The organism is Nocardia sp. NPDC003269 (genome assembly GCF_042888005.1).
GTDB lineage: Bacteria > Actinomycetota > Actinomycetes > Mycobacteriales > Mycobacteriaceae > Nocardia.
In genome coordinates, this window is the sequence record NZ_JBIAPA010000001.1 from 2,175,655 (window position 1) to 2,195,056 (window position 19,402).

A 19,402-nucleotide genomic window follows, 5' to 3' on the forward strand; every position below is an offset into this window, starting at 1 on the left:
CGGCCCCACAGTCGCGCGGAAGGCGGGCGAGCAACACCTATGTCCAACCTGATCAACCTCGAACAGGTCGCCAAGAGCTTCGGCATCAAGCCGCTGCTCGACGACGTCTCGCTCGGAGTGCACGCGGGAGAGCGGATCGGGGTGGTCGGTCTCAACGGTGGCGGCAAGACGACGCTGCTCGAGGTGCTGACCGGCCTGGAGCAGCCCGACAGCGGCCGGGTGAGCCGGGTCGGTGGCCTGCGGATGGCGGTGGTCACCCAGCGCGGCGTGCTGCCCGAGGGCGCCACCATCGGTTCCATCGTGCTCGCCGGCCTGTCCGACGACCTGTCGACCGCCGATATCGCCGAACACGAATGGGCCGCCGACGCGCGCGTGCGCTCGGTGCTCGACGGCATCGGCATCGCCGACCTCGGCCTGGACACCCCGGTCACCAACCTCTCCGGTGGCGAGCGCCGCCGCGTCGCGCTGGCCGCCGCGCTGGTGCGCGACCTGGACCTGCTCGTCCTCGACGAGCCGACCAACCACCTCGACATCGAGGGCGTGCAGTGGCTGGCCGAGCACCTGGTCGCCCGGCGCACCGCGCTCGTCGTCGTCACCCACGATCGCTGGTTCCTCGACACCGTCGCCACCCGGACCTGGGAGGTCGTCGGCGGCAAGGTGGAGACCTACGAGGGCGGCTACGGCGACTGGATCTTCGCCCGCGCCGAACGCGCCAGGCAGGCCGACGCCACCGAGGCCCGCCGCCAGAATCTGGCCCGCAAGGAACTGGCCTGGCTGCGGCGCGGCGCCAAGGCTCGCACCTCCAAGCCGCGCTACCGGGTGGAGGCCGCCGAGGCGCTGATCGCCGACGTGCCGCCGCCGCGCGACTCGGTCTCGCTGGCCGCGTTCGCGCGCAAGCGCCTCGGCCGCGTGGTGATCGAACTCGAGGACGCCACCCTCACCACGCCCGACGGCCGCGTGCTGGTCGACGAACTGACCTGGCGGCTCGCGCCGGGCGAGCGGGTCGGTCTGGTCGGCGTCAACGGCTCGGGCAAGACCACGCTGCTGCGCGCGCTGGCCGGTGACGCCGAACCGGCCACGGGCAAGCGCATCCAGGGCCAGACCGTCCAGATCGGCTGGCTGCGGCAGGAACTCGACGACCTGCCCACCGATATGCGGGTGCTCGAGGCAGTGCAGCAGGTCGCGCAGCGAATCATGCTCGGCGACAAGGAGATCTCGGCCGGTCAGCTGGCCGAACGGCTCGGCTTCACGCCCGCCCGGCAGCGCACCCCGGTCGGCGACCTCTCCGGTGGCGAGCGCCGCCGGCTCCAGCTGACCCGCATCCTGATGGCGGAGCCGAACGTCCTGCTGCTCGACGAGCCGACCAACGACCTCGACATCGACACCCTGCAGCAGCTCGAGGACCTGCTCGACAACTGGGCTGGCACGCTGGTCGTCATCAGCCACGACCGCTACCTGGTCGAGCGCATCTGCGACACCACCTGGGCACTCTTCGGTGACGGCAAGCTCACCAACCTGCCCGGCGGCATCGACCAGTACCTCACCAAGCGCGCCACCCTGGCCACCGCCGCCAAGCCCGCCGCCGCGAAACCGGCAGCGGCGACCACGGATTCGGCCGACCGCCGCGCGGCCCGCAAGGAACTGTCGCGGCTCGAGCGCAGCATCGCCAAACTCGACGAGCGCGAACAGAAACTGCACGTCGCCCTGGCCGACGCCGCCACCGACCCGGACAAACTGGTGAAGCTCGGCGCCGAACTCAAAGAGGTGGTGGCGGAGAAGGAAGCCGCCGAAGAACGCTGGCTGGAACTAGCCGAAGACCACTGATGTCCTAGGTGGCGGTCTGCCCGTCGGTGATGACGACGGGCAGACAGGTCTGCACGAAGTCGGCGCCGAATTCGGTGAGGATGATGCTGCGGTAGCTCACCTTGGTGCCGAAACCGCGCTTGAGCGCGTCGCGCACCTGCTCCTGCGCCTCGATGAGCTGGTAGCGGCTCGGGTTGCCGACCGGCTCCCTGGTGGACTCGATGAGCCCGAGCCTGCGCAGGTTGGGCAGGTACTGCGGCACCCGGTTCGGGAAGCGCAGGCCGGCGTGCTCGCCGATCAGGGTCAGCCCGCTGATCAGGCGTTCCCCGCCGAAGGCCCGCTGGCGGCCGGTGCGGACGTCGAGCGCGGGCTGCGGTCCGTCGACGTGCATGAACCGCAGGATCCGCGCTTCGTCGGGGGTGATCTCGGCCAGGATGCCGGGGTAGGCGGGGTGCGCGTCGGGCTGGGCGGCGTGCGTGCTGGCCGATAGTCGCAGCAGTTCGGCGCCCTGTTCGCGCAGCGTCGGCATGCCGCCGTCGCCGGGGTGTTCGGTGCCGACGGGCAGGCCGAGCGCGTGCCGGAGCCGGTCGCGCACTTCGCCTTCGGCTTCGGCGAGGACTTCCTTGGGCGGGGTGCCCGCGATGCTGCCGCGCAGCACGGTGACCGTCACGCCGAGGGCGGTGTCGAGCGTCCACAGGGTCACCCCCGAGGCCGCGGTGAGCGCGACCCGCGCGACACCGGTCGCCGCCCGCACCGTGCGCACCGGCGAGACCGGCAGCACGCCACGCCGGTCACCGGTGGCTTCGATCGGCGGTACCGTCCGTCGCACCAGTTCGGTGGACGGGGTCCCGTCGTCTATATCCATGTCGTCGCTACTCCTGTTCCGAAGACCAGGATGTGAGCGTATCCGGCGAGGAGCCCCAGCGCGCCGCCATGGACGAAAAGCAACCATTCGTCCTGTTTGATGGCCGACCGCAGCATGTCCACGAAGTCGTGTGGGGAAAGTGCGGACATTTGCCGGGCGATGTATTCGTTGACCTGCCTGCCCTGCTGAACGTTGAACGCGGGGTCGGCGAAGGCCATCGGCGCGATCGTCATCGCCTCGGCGGTGAGCGTGGATTGCAGCGAGTCGTACTCGCGGCTGCCCAGCATGAACTTCACCGCGGGCCGGGCCGGGCCGAGCGCGCGATCGGCGGCCGGGCGCAGGGTGTCCTCGAGCATCTGCAGGGTGCGGTCCGAGCGCGGGCCGTTGAGCAGTTCGTCGCCGATGTTGGCGACGGTGACGACCTCGGTGGAGACGAGTTCGGCGTAGCCGGCGGTGATCTCGGGCTGCCGCTTGATCAGCAGACCCTGCCGCCACGGGCACCACCACTTGGGCGTGGCGGGCGCGAAGATCATGTTGATGCCGACCCAGTTGACCACCCAGCCGATGATGATGCCGCCGATGGGCAGCACGATCAGCGGCGACAGGCCGGTGGTGTGCAGCGCGAGCACCAGCAGCAGACCGCAGGGCGCGCCGAAATAGAAGCCGAAGTTCTGCATGAACCGCAGTTCCTTGGCGCCGAGCACCTGGAACAACTGGTTGAGCAATTGTGGCCGCGCCTGGAAATAGCGGATGACCATCTGCTTCACATCGAGCAGCTGATCGATATTGGTGCCGAGTTCGGTGGTGAGTTCGCGCAGGATCTCCGGCAGCTGCGAGCGCACCCGCTGATGCACCATCTCGCGCACCTGGGTGGGCAGGTTGTACCAGAGCTGCGGATGCTCGCGGCGCAGGATCACCTCGACGATGTCGCTGATCTGGGCGTCGGCGACCTCGGCCAGATGTTCGGCCAGCTTCTCCGGATCGAGCTCACGGTAGAAGTCGGACACGCTGCCGAGCTTGGACAACCCCTTGTCGACGGCGATGCTGGCCATCTTGTCCGCGCGCGAGGGCACGATGCCCTGCCAGCCGATCCGCCCGTCATAGCTGAGCAGCGGCAACACCTGGATCCGCTTGGGCAGGTACGGGAAGATCGCGCGCAAGCCGGGCAGCTTCACGCCGTGGAACTTGATCGGCTGGAACAGCATCAGAATGCCGGTCCAGTTCGTGATGTAGCCGATTATTCCTGTGAAAAGAGGAATAGTCAGAATTTCTAGCAGGAGTGTCGGATGCAACCCGAACGCACTCTCCAACACGACACCCTCCTGCCGTTATCCGGTGATCACCGCCTCACCGGCACCCAAAATTAGCACCCCCGCGCCGCGGTGACCCTACTGTGAGTTGCGGAACTGGGTCCATTCGTCGTGTGCCAGGACACAGGGTAGTGTCTGAGACATCAGTCACAGAACCTGTCCCGAATGCCGTATTCGTCCTGGCGAGTCGGAACAATGAGCACCACCACATTTGGTGACAGGCCACAACCAGCGCGTTCAGGGGGCGCGCTGCGTACGCACTGTGTTCGGAGCGTGGTCGGGCAATAATCTGTGGGCGATCGTTCCCATGCGAGACTTCGGAGTAGGACGTGACAGACGACAGGACCGGACAGGACCTGGCCCGTGCCGGTACCCGCGCCGTCGAGCGCAGCTCGGACGTCGAGCAGCGACAGATCAGTAACGAAGCCCGGTTGATCCGCGGGGTGTTCCGCGCCGCCGGACTGGCGGCGGGCACCGCGGTGCGCGGCAGTCAGTGGGCGGTCGGCACCACCTACGAGGTGACCAAGGAGCTGGCCCAGGCGGCCCTGGACGGCGAGTCCTCGGCCGATATCGCCGAGCGCACCGGCAATGCCCTGCGCTCGATCGCGCGTAGCGCGCTCGGCGTCACCGAGGGGTCGGTGCGCGAGATCGTCAGCTATGTGCCGACGCCCAACGGGTCCTCCCAGCAGGCCATCACCGTCGGCCCCTACCTGCGCTCGGCCAGCACCGAGGACCTGCGCCGCCGCGGCGACGCGCTGCTGGCCCGCTCGGCCGACGTCTACTTCACCGAGGACGTGCACCCGGCCTACGACCGCATCCTCGACGAGATCGCGCCCGACGAGGCCCGCATCCTGCGCTTCATGGCCCTCAACGGTCCGCAGCCCTCGGTCGACGTGCGCACCAACCGGCCGCTCGGCATCGGCTCGGAGCTGGTGCAGGGCGATCTGACCTCGGTGCCCGAGCAGGCGGGCGTGCGCTACCCGGACCGGGCGCGGTCGTACCTGATCAACCTCAATCGCCTCGGCCTGACCTTCACCTCCGAGGATCCGGTGGTGCTGAGCCGCTACATGGTGCTGGAAGTGCAGCCCGTGGTCGAGGACGCGCTCAAGAAGGCGGGCCGCGCGCCGAAGATCGTCCGCAAGAGCCTGCGGCTGTCGGAATTCGGCGAGGACTTCTGCCGCACCTGCTTCACCATCGGGTAGCTGAGACAGCGCGGGCTGTCGGCGCCGGAGGTCACGCTCCGGTGTCGGCAGTGATAGCGATCAGATACAGATCCGGCACTGCGCTCGTTTCAGTGGGATCGTGGAGGGATGGAGCAGGGGTCCGGATCTCCGAACGTGCGCGTCGACGATCCTGTCGCGCCCACCTCGGCGCGGCCTGGTCCGCTGCTGCCCGGTGACGACGAACCGCTGGTCGCCGGGATGGAGACGGGGGAGGTCCGGATGGCCGACGTGCCGCACGCGGACGCGATGGACGACGAGCAGCCCGAGCCGGTCCAGCGCCCGCCCGATCATCCCGACGACCTCATCGCGCTCAGCCGGCTCAAGTTCCGCTATCTGCGGGCACTCGACACCAAGTCCTGGGACGAGTTCGCCGACACCCTGATCCCCGAGGCGACCGCCACCTACAGCGAATACCTGCAGTTCGAGTCGCGTGAGGCCTTCCTGGCCTTCCTGCGCAACACCCTCGGACCGCACGTCATCACCGAGCACCGCTGCGACCATCCGGAGATCGATGTCGACGGCGACACCGCGACCGGCACCTGGTATCTGGCCGACACGGTGATCATCCCCGAGCACAACATGTGCCTGCGCGGCGCGGCCTTCTACACCGATCGCTACGTCCGCTGCGAGGACGGGCACTGGCGCATCGCGCACACCGGGTACGAGCGCACCTACGAGGTGGTCCTCTCGCTCAGCGACCTGCCCAGCCTGCGGCTGACCGCGAGCCGCTGGGGCATGATCGCGCAGGAGAACCACATCTCCTCGGTGGAGCGCAATCCCGGACCGGCCGCCTGAGGCCGACTCAGACAGTCGACCAGTTAGTCGGCGGTCGCCACCAGGGGCTCCAGCGTGAGCTTCGGGTGCTCTTTCTCGATGTACTGCAGCCGCCATTTGTCGCTGAACAGGGCCAGGATCGCGCCGTCGGTGCGGGTGAACACCTCGACGCCGCGCTGGCGATCCAATTCCGGCGCCGATTCGGCGTCGGTCCGGCGGGCCAGCGTGAACGGCAGGAAATCCAGTTGGGTTTCCACATTGAACTCCGCCTGCATGCGCGCGGTGACGACCTCGAACTGCATCGGGCCGACCGCGGCAAGCACCGGTGACTGGTCGCCGCGGGCGTCGTTGCGCAGCACCTGCACCACGCCCTCGGAGTCGAGCTGGTCGATGGCCTTGCGGAACTGCTTGTACTTGCCCGCGCTCTGCGCGCGCAGCGTCGCGAAATGCTCGGGGGCGAAGCTCGGGATCGGCGGGAACTCCACCTTCTTGTCCACGAACAGGGTGTGGCCGGGGGCGAGCGCGGTCGCGTTCACCAGGCCGACCACATCGCCCGGGTAGGCGGTGTCGACGGTGGTGCGCTCGCGGCCGAATACGGTCAGCGCGTACTTGGTGGCGAACGGGCGGCCGGTCTGCGCGTGCGTGACGACCATGCCGCGCTCGAACTCACCGGAGACGATCCGCATGAACGCCAGCCGGTCGCGGTGCGCGGTGTCCATGCCCGCCTGCACCTTGAAGACCACCGCGCTGAACGGATCGCCGGTCGCGCGGTCCTTGCCCGCCACATCGGCGCGCGCGCCCGGCGCGGGCGCCAAGGCGACCAGGGTCTCCAGCAGCTGGCGCACACCGAAGTTCAGCATCGCCGAGGCGTAGATGACCGGCGAGGTCTGCCCGGCCAGGAACAGCTCCTGGTCGTGGTCCTGCCCGGTGGCCGAGAGCAGCTCGCTCTCCTCGGCGGCGGTCGTCCACGCCTCGCCCTCGCGCGCCTCGGCCTCGGCCGGGGTCAGCGACTCCTCCGGCGCGATGGTCGCGCCACCGGCGGTGCGGGTGAAGTGGATGTACTCGTCGGCCGCGCCCTCGGGGCCGCGGCGCAGCAGGCCGCGGAAATCGCCCGCGATGCCGACCGGCAGGAACAGCGGGGTGGGGGTGAGGCCGATCCGCTCGCTGATCTCGTCGAGCAGTTCCAGCGGCGCCTGGCCGGGGCGGTCCCACTTGTTGATGACGGTGATGACCGGGATGCCACGGTGACGGCAGACCTGGAACAGCTTCAGCGTCTGCGGCTCGAGGCCCTTGGCGGCGTCGATGAGCATGACCGCGGCGTCGACCGCGGTGAGCACGCGGTAGGTGTCCTCGGAGAAGTCGGAGTGACCGGGGGTGTCGACCAGGTTGATGACATTGTCGATGTCGGACCCGGCGGCGCGGTAGTTGAACTGCAGCGCGGTGGAGCTCACCGAGATGCCGCGGGCCTTCTCCATCTCCATCCAGTCCGACACGGTCGACTTGCGACCGGCCTTACCGTGGATCGCGCCCGCTTCCGAGATCATCTTGGCGTGCAGCGCCAGCGCCTCGGTCAGCGTCGACTTACCCGCGTCGGGGTGCGAGATCACGGCGAAGGTGCGGCGGCGCGCGACCTCGGCGGGTAGTCCGCGCGGGGTGGGGGCGGCGCTCTCTCCGGACTCGGTCAACGCGGAACCTTTCGCAGTGGTCGGCAACTTATAGAGCCTAAAGGTCGCCGGTTCGGCGAGGTCGACGGGGTGTTCTGCCGAACCGACCCGGTTTTTCCGGGCGATGTGGATGCGGTATGGTTGTCGGGTTGTCTCGGCGAGGGTGAGTTGCCCCCAGTGGTTGTGCTCACCGTGATCGACGCGGCTCGGCCTTCCCGGTCGTCCTCGTTCGTTCTTCGTCCGACGAGTAGACGTTGACCCCGCAGATGGGTCGCCACAATGACCAGCCCGGAAGAGCCGTAGGAGCGCATTCAGTCATGTCCGACGTGAACCAGATCGAAGCCGCCGTCCGCACCGAATTCGGTAAGGGCGCCGCTCGCCGTACCCGTCGCGACGGCAATGTGCCCGCCGTGCTGTACGGCCACCAGGCCGAGCCGCAGCACCTGAGCCTGAACGCCAAGGCCTTCGCCGCCATCCTGCGTGAGCACGGCACCAACGCCATCCTGAACCTGGTCGTCGACGGCAAGCAGCAGCTCGCCATGACCAAGTCGGTCGTCGTCCACCCGATCCGCCGCTACATCGAGCACGCCGACCTGCTGATCGTCAAGCGTGGCGAGCGCGTCACCACCGACGTCAACGTCACCGTCACCGGCGATGCCGCCTCCGGCACCCTGGTCACCCAGGAAGCCACCACCCTGTCCATCGAGGCCGACGCGCTGAAGCTGCCCGAGGCCATCGAGGTCTCGGTCGAGGGCGTCGAGGCGGGCACCCAGATCCTGGCCGGCGCCATTGCGCTGCCCGCGGGCGTCACCCTGGCCGGTGACCCGGAGGCGCTGATCGTCAACGTGATCGCCGCGCCGTCGGCCGCGCAGCTCGACGAAGAGGGCGAAGGCGCCGGCGCCGAGGAGACCGCCGAGTCGGCTCCCGAGTCCGAGTAAGACTCCTGCACTACGGTTCGGCGCATGACCGAATCCTCCGGGCCCGCGCTCGTAGTCGGGTTGGGTAACCCCGGCCCCGAATACGAGCGCACCCGCCACAATGTGGGCTTCCTGGTCGCCGACGTGCTCGCCGAGCGCGTCGGCGGCCGTTTTGCCGTGCACAAGAAGTCCGGCGCCGACCTGCTGCAGGCCCGCCTGGACGGACGCCAGATCCTGATCGCCAAGCCGCGCGCCTACATGAACCTGTCCGGCAGGCCGGTGGCCGCGCTGGCCAAGTTCTTCTCGGTGCCCGTCGATCAGGTGATCGTCGTCCACGACGAGCTCGACCTGCCGTTCGGCACGATCCGGCTCAAGCAGGGCGGCGGCGAGGGCGGCCACAACGGCCTGCGCTCGATCTCGCAGGCCCTGACCACCAAGGACTACCTGCGCACCAGGATCGGCATCGGCCGCCCGCCCGGTCGCCAGGATCCGGCCGACTACGTGCTCAAGCCGTTCGCGGCCCCGGAGCGCAAAGAGGTCCCGGTGATCGTCGAGCAGGCCGCGGACGCGGTCGAACTGCTGCTGAAGGTCGGGCTGGAAACCGCCCAGAACTCGCTGCACTGACCCCGGCTTCCCGGCGCGCCCAGGCGAATTCGCCAGGGCGCGCCGAGTGCGTTCAGCGCAGGTGGACCGCGGTGGCCGCGCGCCGCAGCTTGCCCGACGACGTCTTGGGCAGCGCGCCGGGGCCGAGTACCGCGACCGTGCGCGGGCGGGCGCCGACCTCGGCGAACACCTCGTGCACGATCTCGCGCTCCATCCGCTTCACCTCGTCGGGGTCCTGGTAGTCGTTGGATTCCACCACCACGGCGAAGCTTTCGCGCTTCTCGCCCGCGTCCAGGCGCACCGCAACGGCATTGCCGGGACGGACTCCGGGCACCCGCATTGCGGCCCGCTCGATATCGGTCGGGTAGATGTTGCGGCCGCCCATGATGATGACGTCCTTCATCCGCCCGCACACCACGACCATGCCCGCCTCGGTGAGGTAGCCGATGTCGCCGGTGTCGAGCCAGCCCTCCGCGTCCTGCGCGGGCCGGAACCCGTCGACGGTCACGTAGCCCGAAGTCACCGCGGGCCCGCGCAATTCGATGACGCCGACCGTGCGCACCGGCAGCGGCTGCCGTTCGGCGTCGACGACCCGGCCCTCCAGGTCGTCGACGAGGTGACCCAGCGTCGGCAGCCTGCGCGGCGTGCCGTGGTGCCCGTCCTCGGCGACCGGCACGGCCTTGCCGACGGCTTCGAGCAGGTCGGCGTCGATGACGTCGAGCACCATGCCGTGGCCGGGGTCGGGGATCGAGACGGCCAGGGTGGTCTCGGCCATGCCGTAGACCGGGGTCAGCGCCATCGGGTTGAGCCCGAAGTGCTTGCCCGCCTCCGCGAGCGCGATCATCGTGTCCGGGTCGACCGGTTCGGCGCCGTTCCACATGTAGCGCACGCTGGACAGGTCCATCGAACCCGGCTCGGCCTGGCGCAGCCGCCGGGCCAGCAGCGAGTAGGCGAAGTTCGGTGCCGCGGTGACGGTTCCGCGGTACTTGTCGATCAGTTCGGCCCACAGCAGCGGCCTGGCCAGGAAATCCAGCGGGGTCACGCAGACCACCTCGGCGCCGAATTGCATGGGTACGCTGAGGAAGCCGACCATGCCCATGTCGTGGAACAGCGGCAGCCAGCTGATCATGACGTCGTCGTCGAGCTGGAACTTCACCCGATTGAACATCGCGCGCGCGTTGACGTTGAAGTTGCCGTGGGTGATCCGGACGGCCTTGGGCGAGCCGGTCGATCCAGAGGTCAACTGCTGCAGCGCGATATCGGACTCGCCGGTCGGTACCGGGTCGGTGTCGGGGCCGTCGTGCAGGTCCTCGATCTTGACCACGGTGATCCCGCGCTCCAGCAGCACGGGCTCGGCGGCCGCGAACGGCGCGCCGAGGACGACGGCCTTGGCCTCGATCATGTCGAGCACCGTCTCGGTGTCGCGCACCCAGACCGCGAGGTCGGTGCGCGGTGTCGGCTGGTGCAGCATGGTGATCGACGCGCCGCGCATCCAGATGCCCTGGCAGACAGGGGCGATGTCGACGGGCAGACCGGCCAGGACGCCCACCGCGTCGCCGTGCTCGATCCCGGCGGCCGCCAGGCCACCCGCCATCCGCCGCGCGGCGCGGTGGATTTCCCCCCAGGTCTGCCGCAACGGCGCCTCGGGCTCCCCGGTGACCAGCCCCCTGTGGCTGGTCAACGCTGTGGCAAACATTTCGTCGGTGAACCTGCTCAACGTCGGACTCCCTTTACGCCAACGATCGGTTACGGCCGTGCTCTCCCAACAGAAAATCCCGCCCCGCCCACCCGGTGTTAACCCCGACTGACAACCGAGCGTCCTCGCCGATCAGCGTTCGGCGGCAAAGGAGGCAGCGTAGCGGTCCACATATGGTCTACCTGATTGCAGCGCAATTTCCCGCATCAGCTGGTCAGTTGCCACTCTGACCTGGGCGCGGTGCACCGCTGCCGGATACCGCCGCGCCGGCTGGATGCTGATGCGCACCTTGGTGAAACGCAACAGTTTCCGACCGCGGGGGTTCATGCGGTCGGTTCCCTCCAGCACCACGGGCACCACCGGCGCCCCTGTAGCCATGGCAACGCGCAGCGCCCCGGTGCGACCACGATAGACCCTGCCGTCCACCGATCGCGTGCCCTCCGGGTGAATTGCCCAGGCGCCGCCCGCGTCGAGGATCCTGGTGGCCGCCGCGAGGGCGTCGGCGGCCGCGTCGCCCCCGGTCCGGTCCACCGGCACCTGCCCGGCGGCGGTGAAGAACCAGCGCGTGGCGCGCCCGCGCAGACCGGTGCCGGCGAAGTACTCCTGTTTGGCGAGGAAGGTGAGCGGGCGCGGGATCACCAGCGCCAGGTAGAGCGAGTCGATGAAAGCCAGGTGATTGGCCGCGATGATCACCGGTCCGGTGCGCGGCACGTGCTCTAGCCCCTCGACGCGCGGCCGGCCGAGCAGCCGCAGCAGCGGGCCGATCAGGACGTGTTTGCACAGCTGGTACCACATAGGACCTCCGACGTAGACAGTGTCTACTCGACCATAGTAGACACTGTCTACGGAAGGTGTGGACGCGCGTCGCCCGCCGGATGTGAGAATTGCCGGTATGTCCGAATCGTTGCGTGTGCGCCTGATCGACACCGGCGTCGACCTGCTCGAACGCGACGGCCTCGGTGAACTCGGGCTCCGGGCCATCGCCAGGGCCGCCGGTGTCTCGCACGGCGCCCCGCGGCGCTGGTTCCCCACCCACGGCGCGCTGCTGGCCGCCATCGCCGCGCGCGGCTTCGCCGACCTGATCGACCGCTTCGCCGCGCTCGCCACCATCGACGACCCGCGCGAACGGCTGCGCCGGATGGCGATCGACTACGTCGACTTCGCGCTCACCCGGCCCGAGATGTTCACCCTGATGTTCCGCCACGACCTGCTGGCGGGCGCCGGCGAGAACCTGCGTGCGACGACCGAGCCGCTCTACGGTCAGGTCGTCGCGCTGGTCGCCGCGGCCCGGCCGGGCGTGGATGCCGCGGGCACGGCCCTGCTGCTGTGGACCAATGTGCACGGCATGGCCACCGTCGCCGCCAACCGGACCCTCGAGGTCGTCGCCCCCGGCGCGGACCCGCGCGCGCTCGCCGACCGGATCGTCGGCGAGCATCTCGGGCGCTAGCGGGTGATCTCGGCCAGCGCGGCGACGAAGCGGTCGAGGTCGTCGGTGTCGACGAAATAGTGCGGGGAGGCCCGCACGATCGCGGGCAGCTCGCGCGCGGTCATGTCCAGCAGGGTGGAGCCCGCGTGGCTGACGGTCACGGTGACGGCGTGCTCGGCGAGCCGGTCGCGCAGCGCGACCGGCTCGTGCCCGTCGACGGTGAACGAGACGATCCCGCTGTGCTCGGTACCCAGATCGCGCACGGTCACCCCGGGGACGCCGGGCAGGGCCTTGCGCAGGTAGCCCGCCCGGTCCGCGACGGCGGCGTAGACCTCGTCGGGGCCGAGGTCGAGCAGGTAGTCCACGGCGGCGCCGAGCCCGAGCCGGGCGGCCACGTCGCACTCCCAGAACTCGAAGCGGGACGCGTCCGGGGCCAGCCGGTACTCGGTCGGGCTCACCCACTGCGCGCTGTGCAGGTCGAGGCGGCCCGGTTCCATCGTGCGCACCAGTTCGTTACGGACATAAAGGAATCCGGTGCCGCGCGGCCCGCGCAGCCACTTGCGGCCGGTGGCCGAGAGCGCGTCGACGCCGAGCGCGCCGACATCGATGGGCAGCTGCCCGATCGACTGGCAGGCGTCCAGCAGCACCAGCGCGCCCGCCTCGTGGGCGATCCGGGTGGCCTCGCCGACCGGGTTCACCAGGCCGCCGTTGGTCGGCGCGTGCTGGAGCGAGACCAGCTTCACGCGCTCGTCCAGCATGGCCGCGAGGGCGTCGGTATCGAGTCGGCCGGTATCGTCGCTGGGAATGTGCTCGACCACCGCGCCGGTCTGCCGGGCGCGCTGGAGCGCGGCGATGGCGTTGCTGGCGTAATCGGCACCGGAGATCAGGATGCGGTCGCCAGGACGCAGCGCGACCGAATAGGCGAAATCGGCCCATGACCGGCTCGCACTGTCGCTGAGCGCGATGGTGTCGGCGGTGGCGCCGATCAGAGTCGCGATCGAGGTCTTCACCGCGGCCAGGTCGTCGAGGCGCTCGTTTGCCGCACGGTAGCCGCCGATCTCCGCCTCCCGGCGCAGATGGGCAATCACGGTGTCGGTGACCACCCGCGGTGACAGCGACGATCCGGCGCTGTCGAGGAATACCTGCCCGGACGCGAGTCCGGGAGTGTCGGCTCTGATCGCGGCGAGGTCCATCATGGCGACGACCCTACCGCCGCCGAGCTGTTCCCCATTTCGTCACTTTTCCTGTCGGTGCCCATCGCTACTCTGGAATGAGTCGGTTGCACGAGCACGCGGTTTCCACGGCGGTACCCAGTACGCGGAGGTTGGCATGGCGGTCACTCTGGAACGTTCTTCGTGGCCCGATTCCGCCACCGACCAGGGCGAACTGTCGTCCAGGGCGGCGGCGGAGGCCTATGTCGGCGGGGTCTGTTTCAAGCTGGGACCACCGGCGCTGATCGGCGCGGAACTGGAGTGGCTCACCGCCGGGCCCACCGGTGCGCGTCCCTCGCTCGAGCTCATGGCGGCGGCCCTCGGGCCCCACGCACCCACCTCGATCGCCCCGGCCTCGGCCGCGGCACCCCTGCCCGGCGGCAGCAGGGTGACCATCGAACCCGGTGGTCAGATAGAACTCTCCAGCGCCCCGTTCGCCGATCCGGCGGTGCTGACGCAGCAGCTGGCGGCTGATGCGGCCCGTTTGCGGGACCTGCTCGCCGCCCACGGCATCGGCATCGAATCCCTCGCCTCCGACGCTCGTCGTCCGGCCGAACGCCTGCTCCGGCTGCCCCGCTACGCGGCCATGGAACGCCGGTTCGCCGGGGTCGGACCGTTCGGCACCCTCATGATGTGCAATACCGCGGCCACCCAGGTCAGCGTCGACGCGGGTGCCGATCCCGCCGAGGTCAGGGCCCGCTGGACGGCGCTCTACGTCCTCGGGCCGGCGCTGATCGCCGCCTTCGCCTGCTCGCCCCGGCTCTACGGCGCCCCACCGGGGGAGTGGGCCTCGCAGCGGATGCGCACCTGGCTGCGGCTCGACCCGTCCCGCACCCGCCCGCCGGTCGCCGACTGGTCCGATCCGATCGCCGCCTACGCGCACTGGGCGCTGGACGTGCCGCTGCTATGCGTGCGCTGCACCGAGCGCGACGCCGACTGGTCACCGCCGCCCGGCGCCACCTTCGCCGACTGGCTGGCGGGCGCGCTCGACGACGAGGTCGGCCGCCGCCCCGGCACCGCCGACCTGGACTACCACCTGACCACCCTGTTCCCGCCGGTCCGGGCCGCCGGCCACCTCGAGGTGCGCTACCTCGACACCCAGCCCGGCGACACCTGGACCACCCCGATCCACCTGTTCGACGCGCTGCTGTCCACGCCCGCCGTGGTGGCCGAGGCGACCGCCCTGGCCGCGCCGACCGCGGGGGAGTGGCTGGGCGCGTCCCGCACCGGCCTGCTCGACCCGCAGGTGCGCCGGGTCGCGGTCGACCTGCTCGAGCTGGCCGCGCAGCACGCCCGATCCGCGCCCGCCGCACAGGAATTGGCGCTCGCCGCCCGCCGATGTCGCACCGGCGGCAGTCCCCTCGCCGTGGCGCGTGCGCGCAACGGGTCGGGCGGTTCGTGACAGGTTCCGCGCCCGCAGGCCCGATGACGTTGTCGCCCACATCCTTTCGGAGTTGATCCCGTGACCCTTTCCGCCCCCGCCGATCACAGCGACCGCGACCGCATGCGCGACCGCATCGCCGAGGTCCTGCAGCGGGCCCGCCGCCGCACCGCCGTCCTCACCGACAGCGTCGACGAGGCCGATCTCGTCGCCCAGCATTCGCCGCTGATGAGCCCGCTGGTCTGGGACCTCGCCCATATCGGCAATCAGGAAGAACTGTGGCTGGTGCGCGATGTCGGCGGCCGCGAGGCGGTCCGGGCCGATATCGACGAGCTCTACGACGCCTTCAAACACGCCCGCGTGAACCGGCCCGCGCTGCCCCTGCTGAATCCCGATCAGGCACGCGGTTACGTCGGCACGGTGCGCGAGAAGGTCTGGGACGTGCTGGGTTCCAGTGATCTGTCCGGTGATCCACTGGTGGACAACGGTTTCGCTTTCGGCATGATCGCCCAGCACGAACAGCAGCACGACGAGACCATGCTCGCCACCCATCAGCTGCGGCGCGGCGGACCGGTGCTCTCGGCGCCGCCCGCGCCCACCGCGTCGATCCCCGCTACCGGCGAAGTACGCGTTCCCGCAGGCGAATTCCTGATGGGCACCTCCGCCGACCCCTGGGCACTGGACAACGAACGCCCGGCCCATCCGGTGCACGTGCCCGGCTTCGCCATCGACGTCGCGCCGGTGACCAACGAGCAGTACCTGGCCTTCCTCGACGACGGCGGCTACGACCGCCCCGAGCTGTGGTCGGAGCGGGGCTGGGCGCACCGGCGGGAAGCCGGGCTCGTCGCGCCGCAGTTCTGGGAGCGCGACGGTGGGCAGTGGACCCGTGTCGCGTTCGGCGCGCGCACCCCGCTGCGGCCACGTCAGCCCGTCGTGCACGTGTGCTGGTTCGAGGCCGAGGCGTACGCGCGCTGGGCGGGCAAGCGCCTGCCGACCGAGGCCGAATGGGAGAAGGCGGCCCGGTTCGACCCGGCCACCGGCGACTCCCGCCGCTACCCGTGGGGCGAGGACACCCCCGACGAACACCTGGCCAATCTCGGGCAGCGGCACCTGGAACCCGCCGAGGTCGGCGCCTACCCGGCCGGCGTCTCGGCGACCGGCGTGCACCAGCTGATCGGCGACGTCTGGGAGTGGTGCTCCTCGGGCTTCGAGGCCTACCCGGGCTTCCGCGCGTTCCCGTACCGGGAGTACTCCGAGGTCTTCTTCGGCGGCGACTACCGGATCCTGCGCGGCGGCTCGTTCGGCACCGACGAGGTGGCGTGCCGCGGCACCTTCCGCAACTGGGACCACCCGATCCGCAGGCAGATCTTCGCCGGCTTCCGGCTGGCCCGCGACCTGCGCGAGGACGAGCTCTGATGCGCGGTGGTGACACCGGCGACCGGCGGCCGAGCTCGGCCCGCCGATCGGGAACGGCCGCGTGCCCGACGCGGTCCGCGTGGCAGCGGGGTTCGTCGGAGTCCGGCGATGCCGAGCACACCCGGTCGGCGGTCCGCTGATGTGCCGTCACCTGGGGTATGTCGGCCCGCCGGTGGCGGTCGGCGAGCTGGTCGTGCGCGGCCCCCATTCGCTGTACCAGCAGTCCTGGGCGCCCACCGATATGCGGGCCGGCGGCACGATCAACGCCGACGGCTTCGGCGTCGCCTGGTGGCGCGGGGCCGATGGCGCGCGCGACACGGTCACCCGCTATCGCAACGCGGCGCCGATCTGGACCGACCCGGCCGTGGCCGAGGTACTCGGGCAGCTGGAGTCGCGCGCCGTGCTCGCGGCGGTGCGCTCCGCCACGGTCGGCATGCCGGTGGAGCGGGCCGCGTGCGCGCCGTTCGTCGACGAGCACTGGGCCTTCAGCCACAACGGTGTCGTGCCCGACTGGCGGACGACATTGGCGCGGGTCCGTGCGGATCTGGACGAAATATTCGCCACCCCAACAACATTCGATCGAACGGGGGCGTCGTGGCCACCGGCGTCGGCCGCACAGCCGCAGGCCGCCGCCGAGTCGCGGGCCGGTTCGGTGCCGGTGGCCGCGGGTCCGCTGTTCGGTTCGGCCGAGGTGCTGTTGCGGGCCGAGGCGCTCACCGACTCCGCCGCCCTGTGGGTGCTGCTGCGCGGACTGCTCGGCGCCATCACCCCCGACGGCCCCGTCACCTCGCCCGCCGACGCGCTGCGCCTGCTGGTCGCCGCCGTCCTGCGCCACCAGCCCACCGCCCGGCTGAACCTGTTGCTCGGCAACGGGACCGAGCTCTGGGCGACCACCTGCTGGCATGCCCTGTCGGTCCTGGTGGCCGACGACTACACCGTGCTCTCCTCCGAACCGTACGACGCCGATCCGCGGTGGCAGCCGATCGCCGATCACCAGCTGGTGATCGCCACCCCCGGCCACTGCACCGTCACCGCTCTCGAGCTTCCCGTCACCGAAAGGGTCCGTTCATGACCGCGCCGCTGCTGGACATCCATCTCACCGACGACGATCTCACCGCGGCCTTGCGCGCCGACGCCCGAACCGGCCTCACCGCCACCCCGAAATCGCTGCCGCCCAAGTGGTTCTACGACGCGCGCGGCAGCGAGCTGTTCGAGCGGATCACCGAACTGCCCGAGTACTACCCCACCCGCACCGAGCGCGCCCTGCTGGCCCGCGTCGTCGGCGAGATCGCCGCGGCGGCCCGGCCCGAGGTCCTGGTGGAGCTCGGGTCCGGCTCGGCCGCCAAGACCCGGCTGCTGCTGAACGCGCTCACCGCCGAAGGGTCGCTGAAAACCTATGTTCCGCAGGATGTCTCGGCCTCCGCACTGCGGGGCGCCGCCGCCGAGATCGCGGCCGAGTATCCGCAGCTCGGCGTGCACGGTGTGGTCAGCGACTTCACCGACACCCTGCACAATCTGCCGCGTGGCGGCCGCCGGATGATCGCCTTCCTCGGCGGCACCATCGGCAACCTGGTGCCCGCCGAGCGGGCCGAGTTCCTGGCCGGCATCACCGAGGTGCTCGAACCCGGTGAGCTGCTGCTGCTCGGCGCCGGTCTGGTGATCGACCCGGCCGTCCTGGTCCCGGCCTACGACGACGCGGCCGGTGTCACCGCCGAGTTCAACCGCAATGTGCTGCACGTGCTCAACCACCGTCTCGGCGCCGATTTCGTCCCGGAGAAGTTCGAGCACGTGGCGCTGTGGGACGCCGAGCACGAGTGGATCGAGATGCGCCTGCGCGCGACCGAGGCGATGACGGCCACCGTCGCCGATCTGGACCTGACCGTCGACTTCGCGGCGGGCGAGCAGATGCGGACCGAGATCTCCGCCAAGTTCCGGCCCGAGGGCCTGCGCGCCGAACTCGACGCCGCCGGGTTCAGTACCGCGCGCACCTGGACCGACCCGGACAACCGCTTCGCCCTGGTGCTGGCCGAGCGCCGCTGAGCGGCTACAGGTCGAGCTCGTCGGCGAGGTACTCGCCGTCGGTCAGGTTCTCGTCGCCCTCGAGGTCGCGTTCGGCGCCGTCGATCGCGTCGTCGTAGAGGTCGCCGTCGACGGCGTCGTCACCGACGACCCGGACCGCCGACACCTCGGCGGGGCGTTCGTCCTCCGCGATGGCCTCGCGGGCGGCGCCCGCCTCCGACCACTCCTCGTCGACCTCCTCGTTGATGCCGAGGAAGCCGTCGGCGTCGGCCTCGTGGTTGCGGATGACGTAGTCCTGCGGCGGGTCCTCGACGTACCGCTCGTATTCGACGATGTCGTCGGCCTGATCGTCGTCGCCCATGTCCATGTCCAGTGGTTCACGGCTCATGAGTCCAGTATCGGCCTCCGGTCGGCGTCCGTCACCGCTGCCACGCCCGCCGGGTCAGTGGGCGACGCCCTCGAAGACGCCGGTGAACCACTCGACCAGTGGCCGCAGCTCGGTCCACGCGCGCCGGATCTCGGTGGCCGCCGCCGGGGTGCTCAGCCAGTCGGGCGCGCCGAACTCGCGGTGCGCGGTGAGCGACTTGTGCCGCAACAGCTCGATCCGGGGATGGTCGGCGGAGTAGCCCTTCGGCTTGGTCTTGAGGCGGTCGCCGTCGATGGTGAAGCCCGCCGCGGTGGCCGTGGCCAGGATCGCCTCGAGTTCGGCGCCGCGCACGTCGTCGTCGATGGTGGCCCGCAGGGTGGCCAGGGCCGCGGGCGACATCATGTAGCAGCCGCCCGCAACGAACAGCCCCGCCGCGCCGATCTGGACGTACCAGCCCACGCCGGGCGCGGTGGCCGCGACCGCGCCCTGATGGTTCTTGTAGGGCACCTTGTCGGCGGAGAACCGGACGTCGCGATAGGGCCGGAAGATCTTGGCCGGTCCGAACTCGGCCTCGAGTTCGGCGGTCAGCGCCGTCATCGGGGCGCGCACCGCCTCGTCGTAGGTGCGCTTGTGCGCGGTCCAGAAGGCCTTGGAGTTGTCGGCTTCCAGGTCCTCGTAGAAGTCGAGGGCCGCCAGCGGAAAACCAGTGAAAGCGTCCATGGTGTAC

The 19,402-nt window shown here is 70.2% G+C and carries 18 protein-coding genes; 10 read left to right on the top strand and 8 right to left on the bottom strand.

Annotated elements, in window-relative coordinates; translation table 11 throughout:
• The first annotated feature begins 39 nt into the window (after window positions 1-39).
• Window positions 40-1,824 carry an ABC-F family ATP-binding cassette domain-containing protein gene (locus ACFYWJ_RS09970; RefSeq protein ID WP_355273377.1) on the top strand — a complete coding sequence of 595 codons (1,785 nt, stop codon included), beginning with the start codon at window positions 40-42 and terminating at the stop codon, window positions 1,822-1,824.
• Between the two features lie 4 nt (window positions 1,825-1,828).
• Here the strand turns inward: ACFYWJ_RS09970 and ACFYWJ_RS09975 are convergent, their stop codons facing one another.
• Window positions 1,829-2,668 (bottom strand): Abi-alpha family protein, encoded by an 840-nt coding sequence (locus tag ACFYWJ_RS09975; protein ID WP_355273375.1) that lies wholly within the window; start codon window positions 2,666-2,668, stop codon window positions 1,829-1,831.
• Window positions 2,659-3,873, bottom strand: coding sequence for a hypothetical protein (locus ACFYWJ_RS09980; protein WP_355273373.1), 1,215 nt, complete (start codon window positions 3,871-3,873; stop codon window positions 2,659-2,661). Before ACFYWJ_RS09980 ends, ACFYWJ_RS09975 begins: the two co-directional genes overlap by 10 nt.
• A 434-nt stretch (window positions 3,874-4,307) precedes the next feature.
• On the opposite strand from ACFYWJ_RS09980, the gene ACFYWJ_RS09985 reads away from it, so the two are divergent.
• Both ACFYWJ_RS09985 and ACFYWJ_RS09990 read left to right on the top strand, forming a co-directional pair.
• On the top strand, window positions 4,308-5,180 hold the full coding sequence (locus tag ACFYWJ_RS09985) for an Abi-alpha family protein (protein ID WP_355273370.1): 873 nt from the start codon (window positions 4,308-4,310) through the stop codon (window positions 5,178-5,180).
• 267 nt (window positions 5,181-5,447) lie between these two features.
• Entirely contained in the window at window positions 5,448-5,996 is a 549-nt protein-coding gene (locus tag ACFYWJ_RS09990; RefSeq protein ID WP_355274612.1) for a nuclear transport factor 2 family protein, read from the top strand.
• Window positions 5,997-6,019: 23 nt separating this feature from the next.
• Here ACFYWJ_RS09990 and ACFYWJ_RS09995 read toward each other — a convergent pair whose 3' ends face one another.
• Window positions 6,020-7,660, bottom strand: coding sequence for a peptide chain release factor 3 (locus tag ACFYWJ_RS09995; protein WP_355273368.1), 1,641 nt, complete (start codon window positions 7,658-7,660; stop codon window positions 6,020-6,022).
• Window positions 7,661-7,956: 296 nt separating this feature from the next.
• Here ACFYWJ_RS09995 and ACFYWJ_RS10000 point away from each other — a divergent pair, with 296 nt between their 5' ends.
• Together ACFYWJ_RS10000 and pth are read left to right on the top strand one after the other, a co-directional pair.
• Window positions 7,957-8,577 carry a 50S ribosomal protein L25/general stress protein Ctc gene (locus tag ACFYWJ_RS10000; protein WP_355273366.1) on the top strand — a complete coding sequence of 207 codons (621 nt, stop codon included), beginning with the start codon at window positions 7,957-7,959 and terminating at the stop codon, window positions 8,575-8,577.
• A gap of 24 nt (window positions 8,578-8,601) precedes the next feature.
• Window positions 8,602-9,180 (top strand): aminoacyl-tRNA hydrolase, encoded by a 579-nt coding sequence (gene pth / locus ACFYWJ_RS10005; protein WP_355273363.1) that lies wholly within the window; start codon window positions 8,602-8,604, stop codon window positions 9,178-9,180.
• A 52-nt stretch (window positions 9,181-9,232) separates the two neighbouring features.
• On the opposite strand, the gene ACFYWJ_RS10010 is transcribed toward pth, so the two are convergent.
• On the bottom strand, window positions 9,233-10,876 hold the full coding sequence (locus ACFYWJ_RS10010; protein ID WP_355273360.1) for a fatty acyl-AMP ligase: 1,644 nt from the start codon (window positions 10,874-10,876) through the stop codon (window positions 9,233-9,235).
• 111 nt (window positions 10,877-10,987) lie between these two features.
• On the bottom strand, window positions 10,988-11,650 hold the full coding sequence (locus ACFYWJ_RS10015; RefSeq protein WP_355273358.1) for a lysophospholipid acyltransferase family protein: 663 nt from the start codon (window positions 11,648-11,650) through the stop codon (window positions 10,988-10,990).
• A 97-nt stretch (window positions 11,651-11,747) separates the two neighbouring features.
• On the opposite strand from ACFYWJ_RS10015, the gene ACFYWJ_RS10020 reads away from it, so the two are divergent.
• A complete protein-coding gene (locus ACFYWJ_RS10020) occupies window positions 11,748-12,302 on the top strand; it encodes a TetR/AcrR family transcriptional regulator (protein WP_355273355.1) in 555 nt (184 codons plus the stop codon).
• Here ACFYWJ_RS10020 and ACFYWJ_RS10025 read toward each other — a convergent pair.
• Window positions 12,299-13,477: an aminotransferase class V-fold PLP-dependent enzyme gene (locus ACFYWJ_RS10025; protein ID WP_355273352.1), complete on the bottom strand. Its 1,179-nt coding sequence runs from the start codon at window positions 13,475-13,477 to the stop codon at window positions 12,299-12,301. The two genes, ACFYWJ_RS10020 and ACFYWJ_RS10025, sit on opposite strands and share 4 nt — an antisense overlap.
• A 133-nt stretch (window positions 13,478-13,610) precedes the next feature.
• Between ACFYWJ_RS10025 and egtA the strand changes: the two genes are divergently transcribed.
• From egtA to egtD, 4 genes are all read left to right on the top strand, one after another.
• Window positions 13,611-14,894, top strand: a complete 1,284-nt coding sequence (gene egtA / locus ACFYWJ_RS10030) for an ergothioneine biosynthesis glutamate--cysteine ligase EgtA (protein ID WP_355273350.1) — start codon at window positions 13,611-13,613, stop codon at window positions 14,892-14,894.
• A 102-nt stretch (window positions 14,895-14,996) separates the two neighbouring features.
• Window positions 14,997-16,289, top strand: a complete 1,293-nt coding sequence (egtB, locus tag ACFYWJ_RS10035; RefSeq protein ID WP_355274609.1) for an ergothioneine biosynthesis protein EgtB — start codon at window positions 14,997-14,999, stop codon at window positions 16,287-16,289.
• A 139-nt stretch (window positions 16,290-16,428) separates the two neighbouring features.
• Entirely contained in the window at window positions 16,429-17,361 is a 933-nt protein-coding gene (locus ACFYWJ_RS10040; RefSeq protein WP_355273348.1) for a class II glutamine amidotransferase, read from the top strand.
• On the top strand, window positions 17,358-18,329 hold the full coding sequence (gene egtD / locus ACFYWJ_RS10045) for an L-histidine N(alpha)-methyltransferase (RefSeq protein ID WP_355273345.1): 972 nt from the start codon (window positions 17,358-17,360) through the stop codon (window positions 18,327-18,329). The genes ACFYWJ_RS10040 and egtD overlap by 4 nt, the downstream gene beginning before the upstream one ends.
• Before the next feature lie 4 nt (window positions 18,330-18,333).
• Here the strand turns inward: egtD and ACFYWJ_RS10050 are convergent, their stop codons facing one another.
• Complete coding sequence (locus ACFYWJ_RS10050; protein ID WP_355273343.1) at window positions 18,334-18,696, bottom strand: hypothetical protein; 363 nt, start codon at window positions 18,694-18,696, stop codon at window positions 18,334-18,336.
• A 54-nt stretch (window positions 18,697-18,750) separates the two neighbouring features.
• Window positions 18,751-19,395: a DUF2461 domain-containing protein gene (locus ACFYWJ_RS10055; protein ID WP_355273341.1), complete on the bottom strand. Its 645-nt coding sequence runs from the start codon at window positions 19,393-19,395 to the stop codon at window positions 18,751-18,753.
• Window positions 19,396-19,402 lie beyond the last annotated feature (7 nt).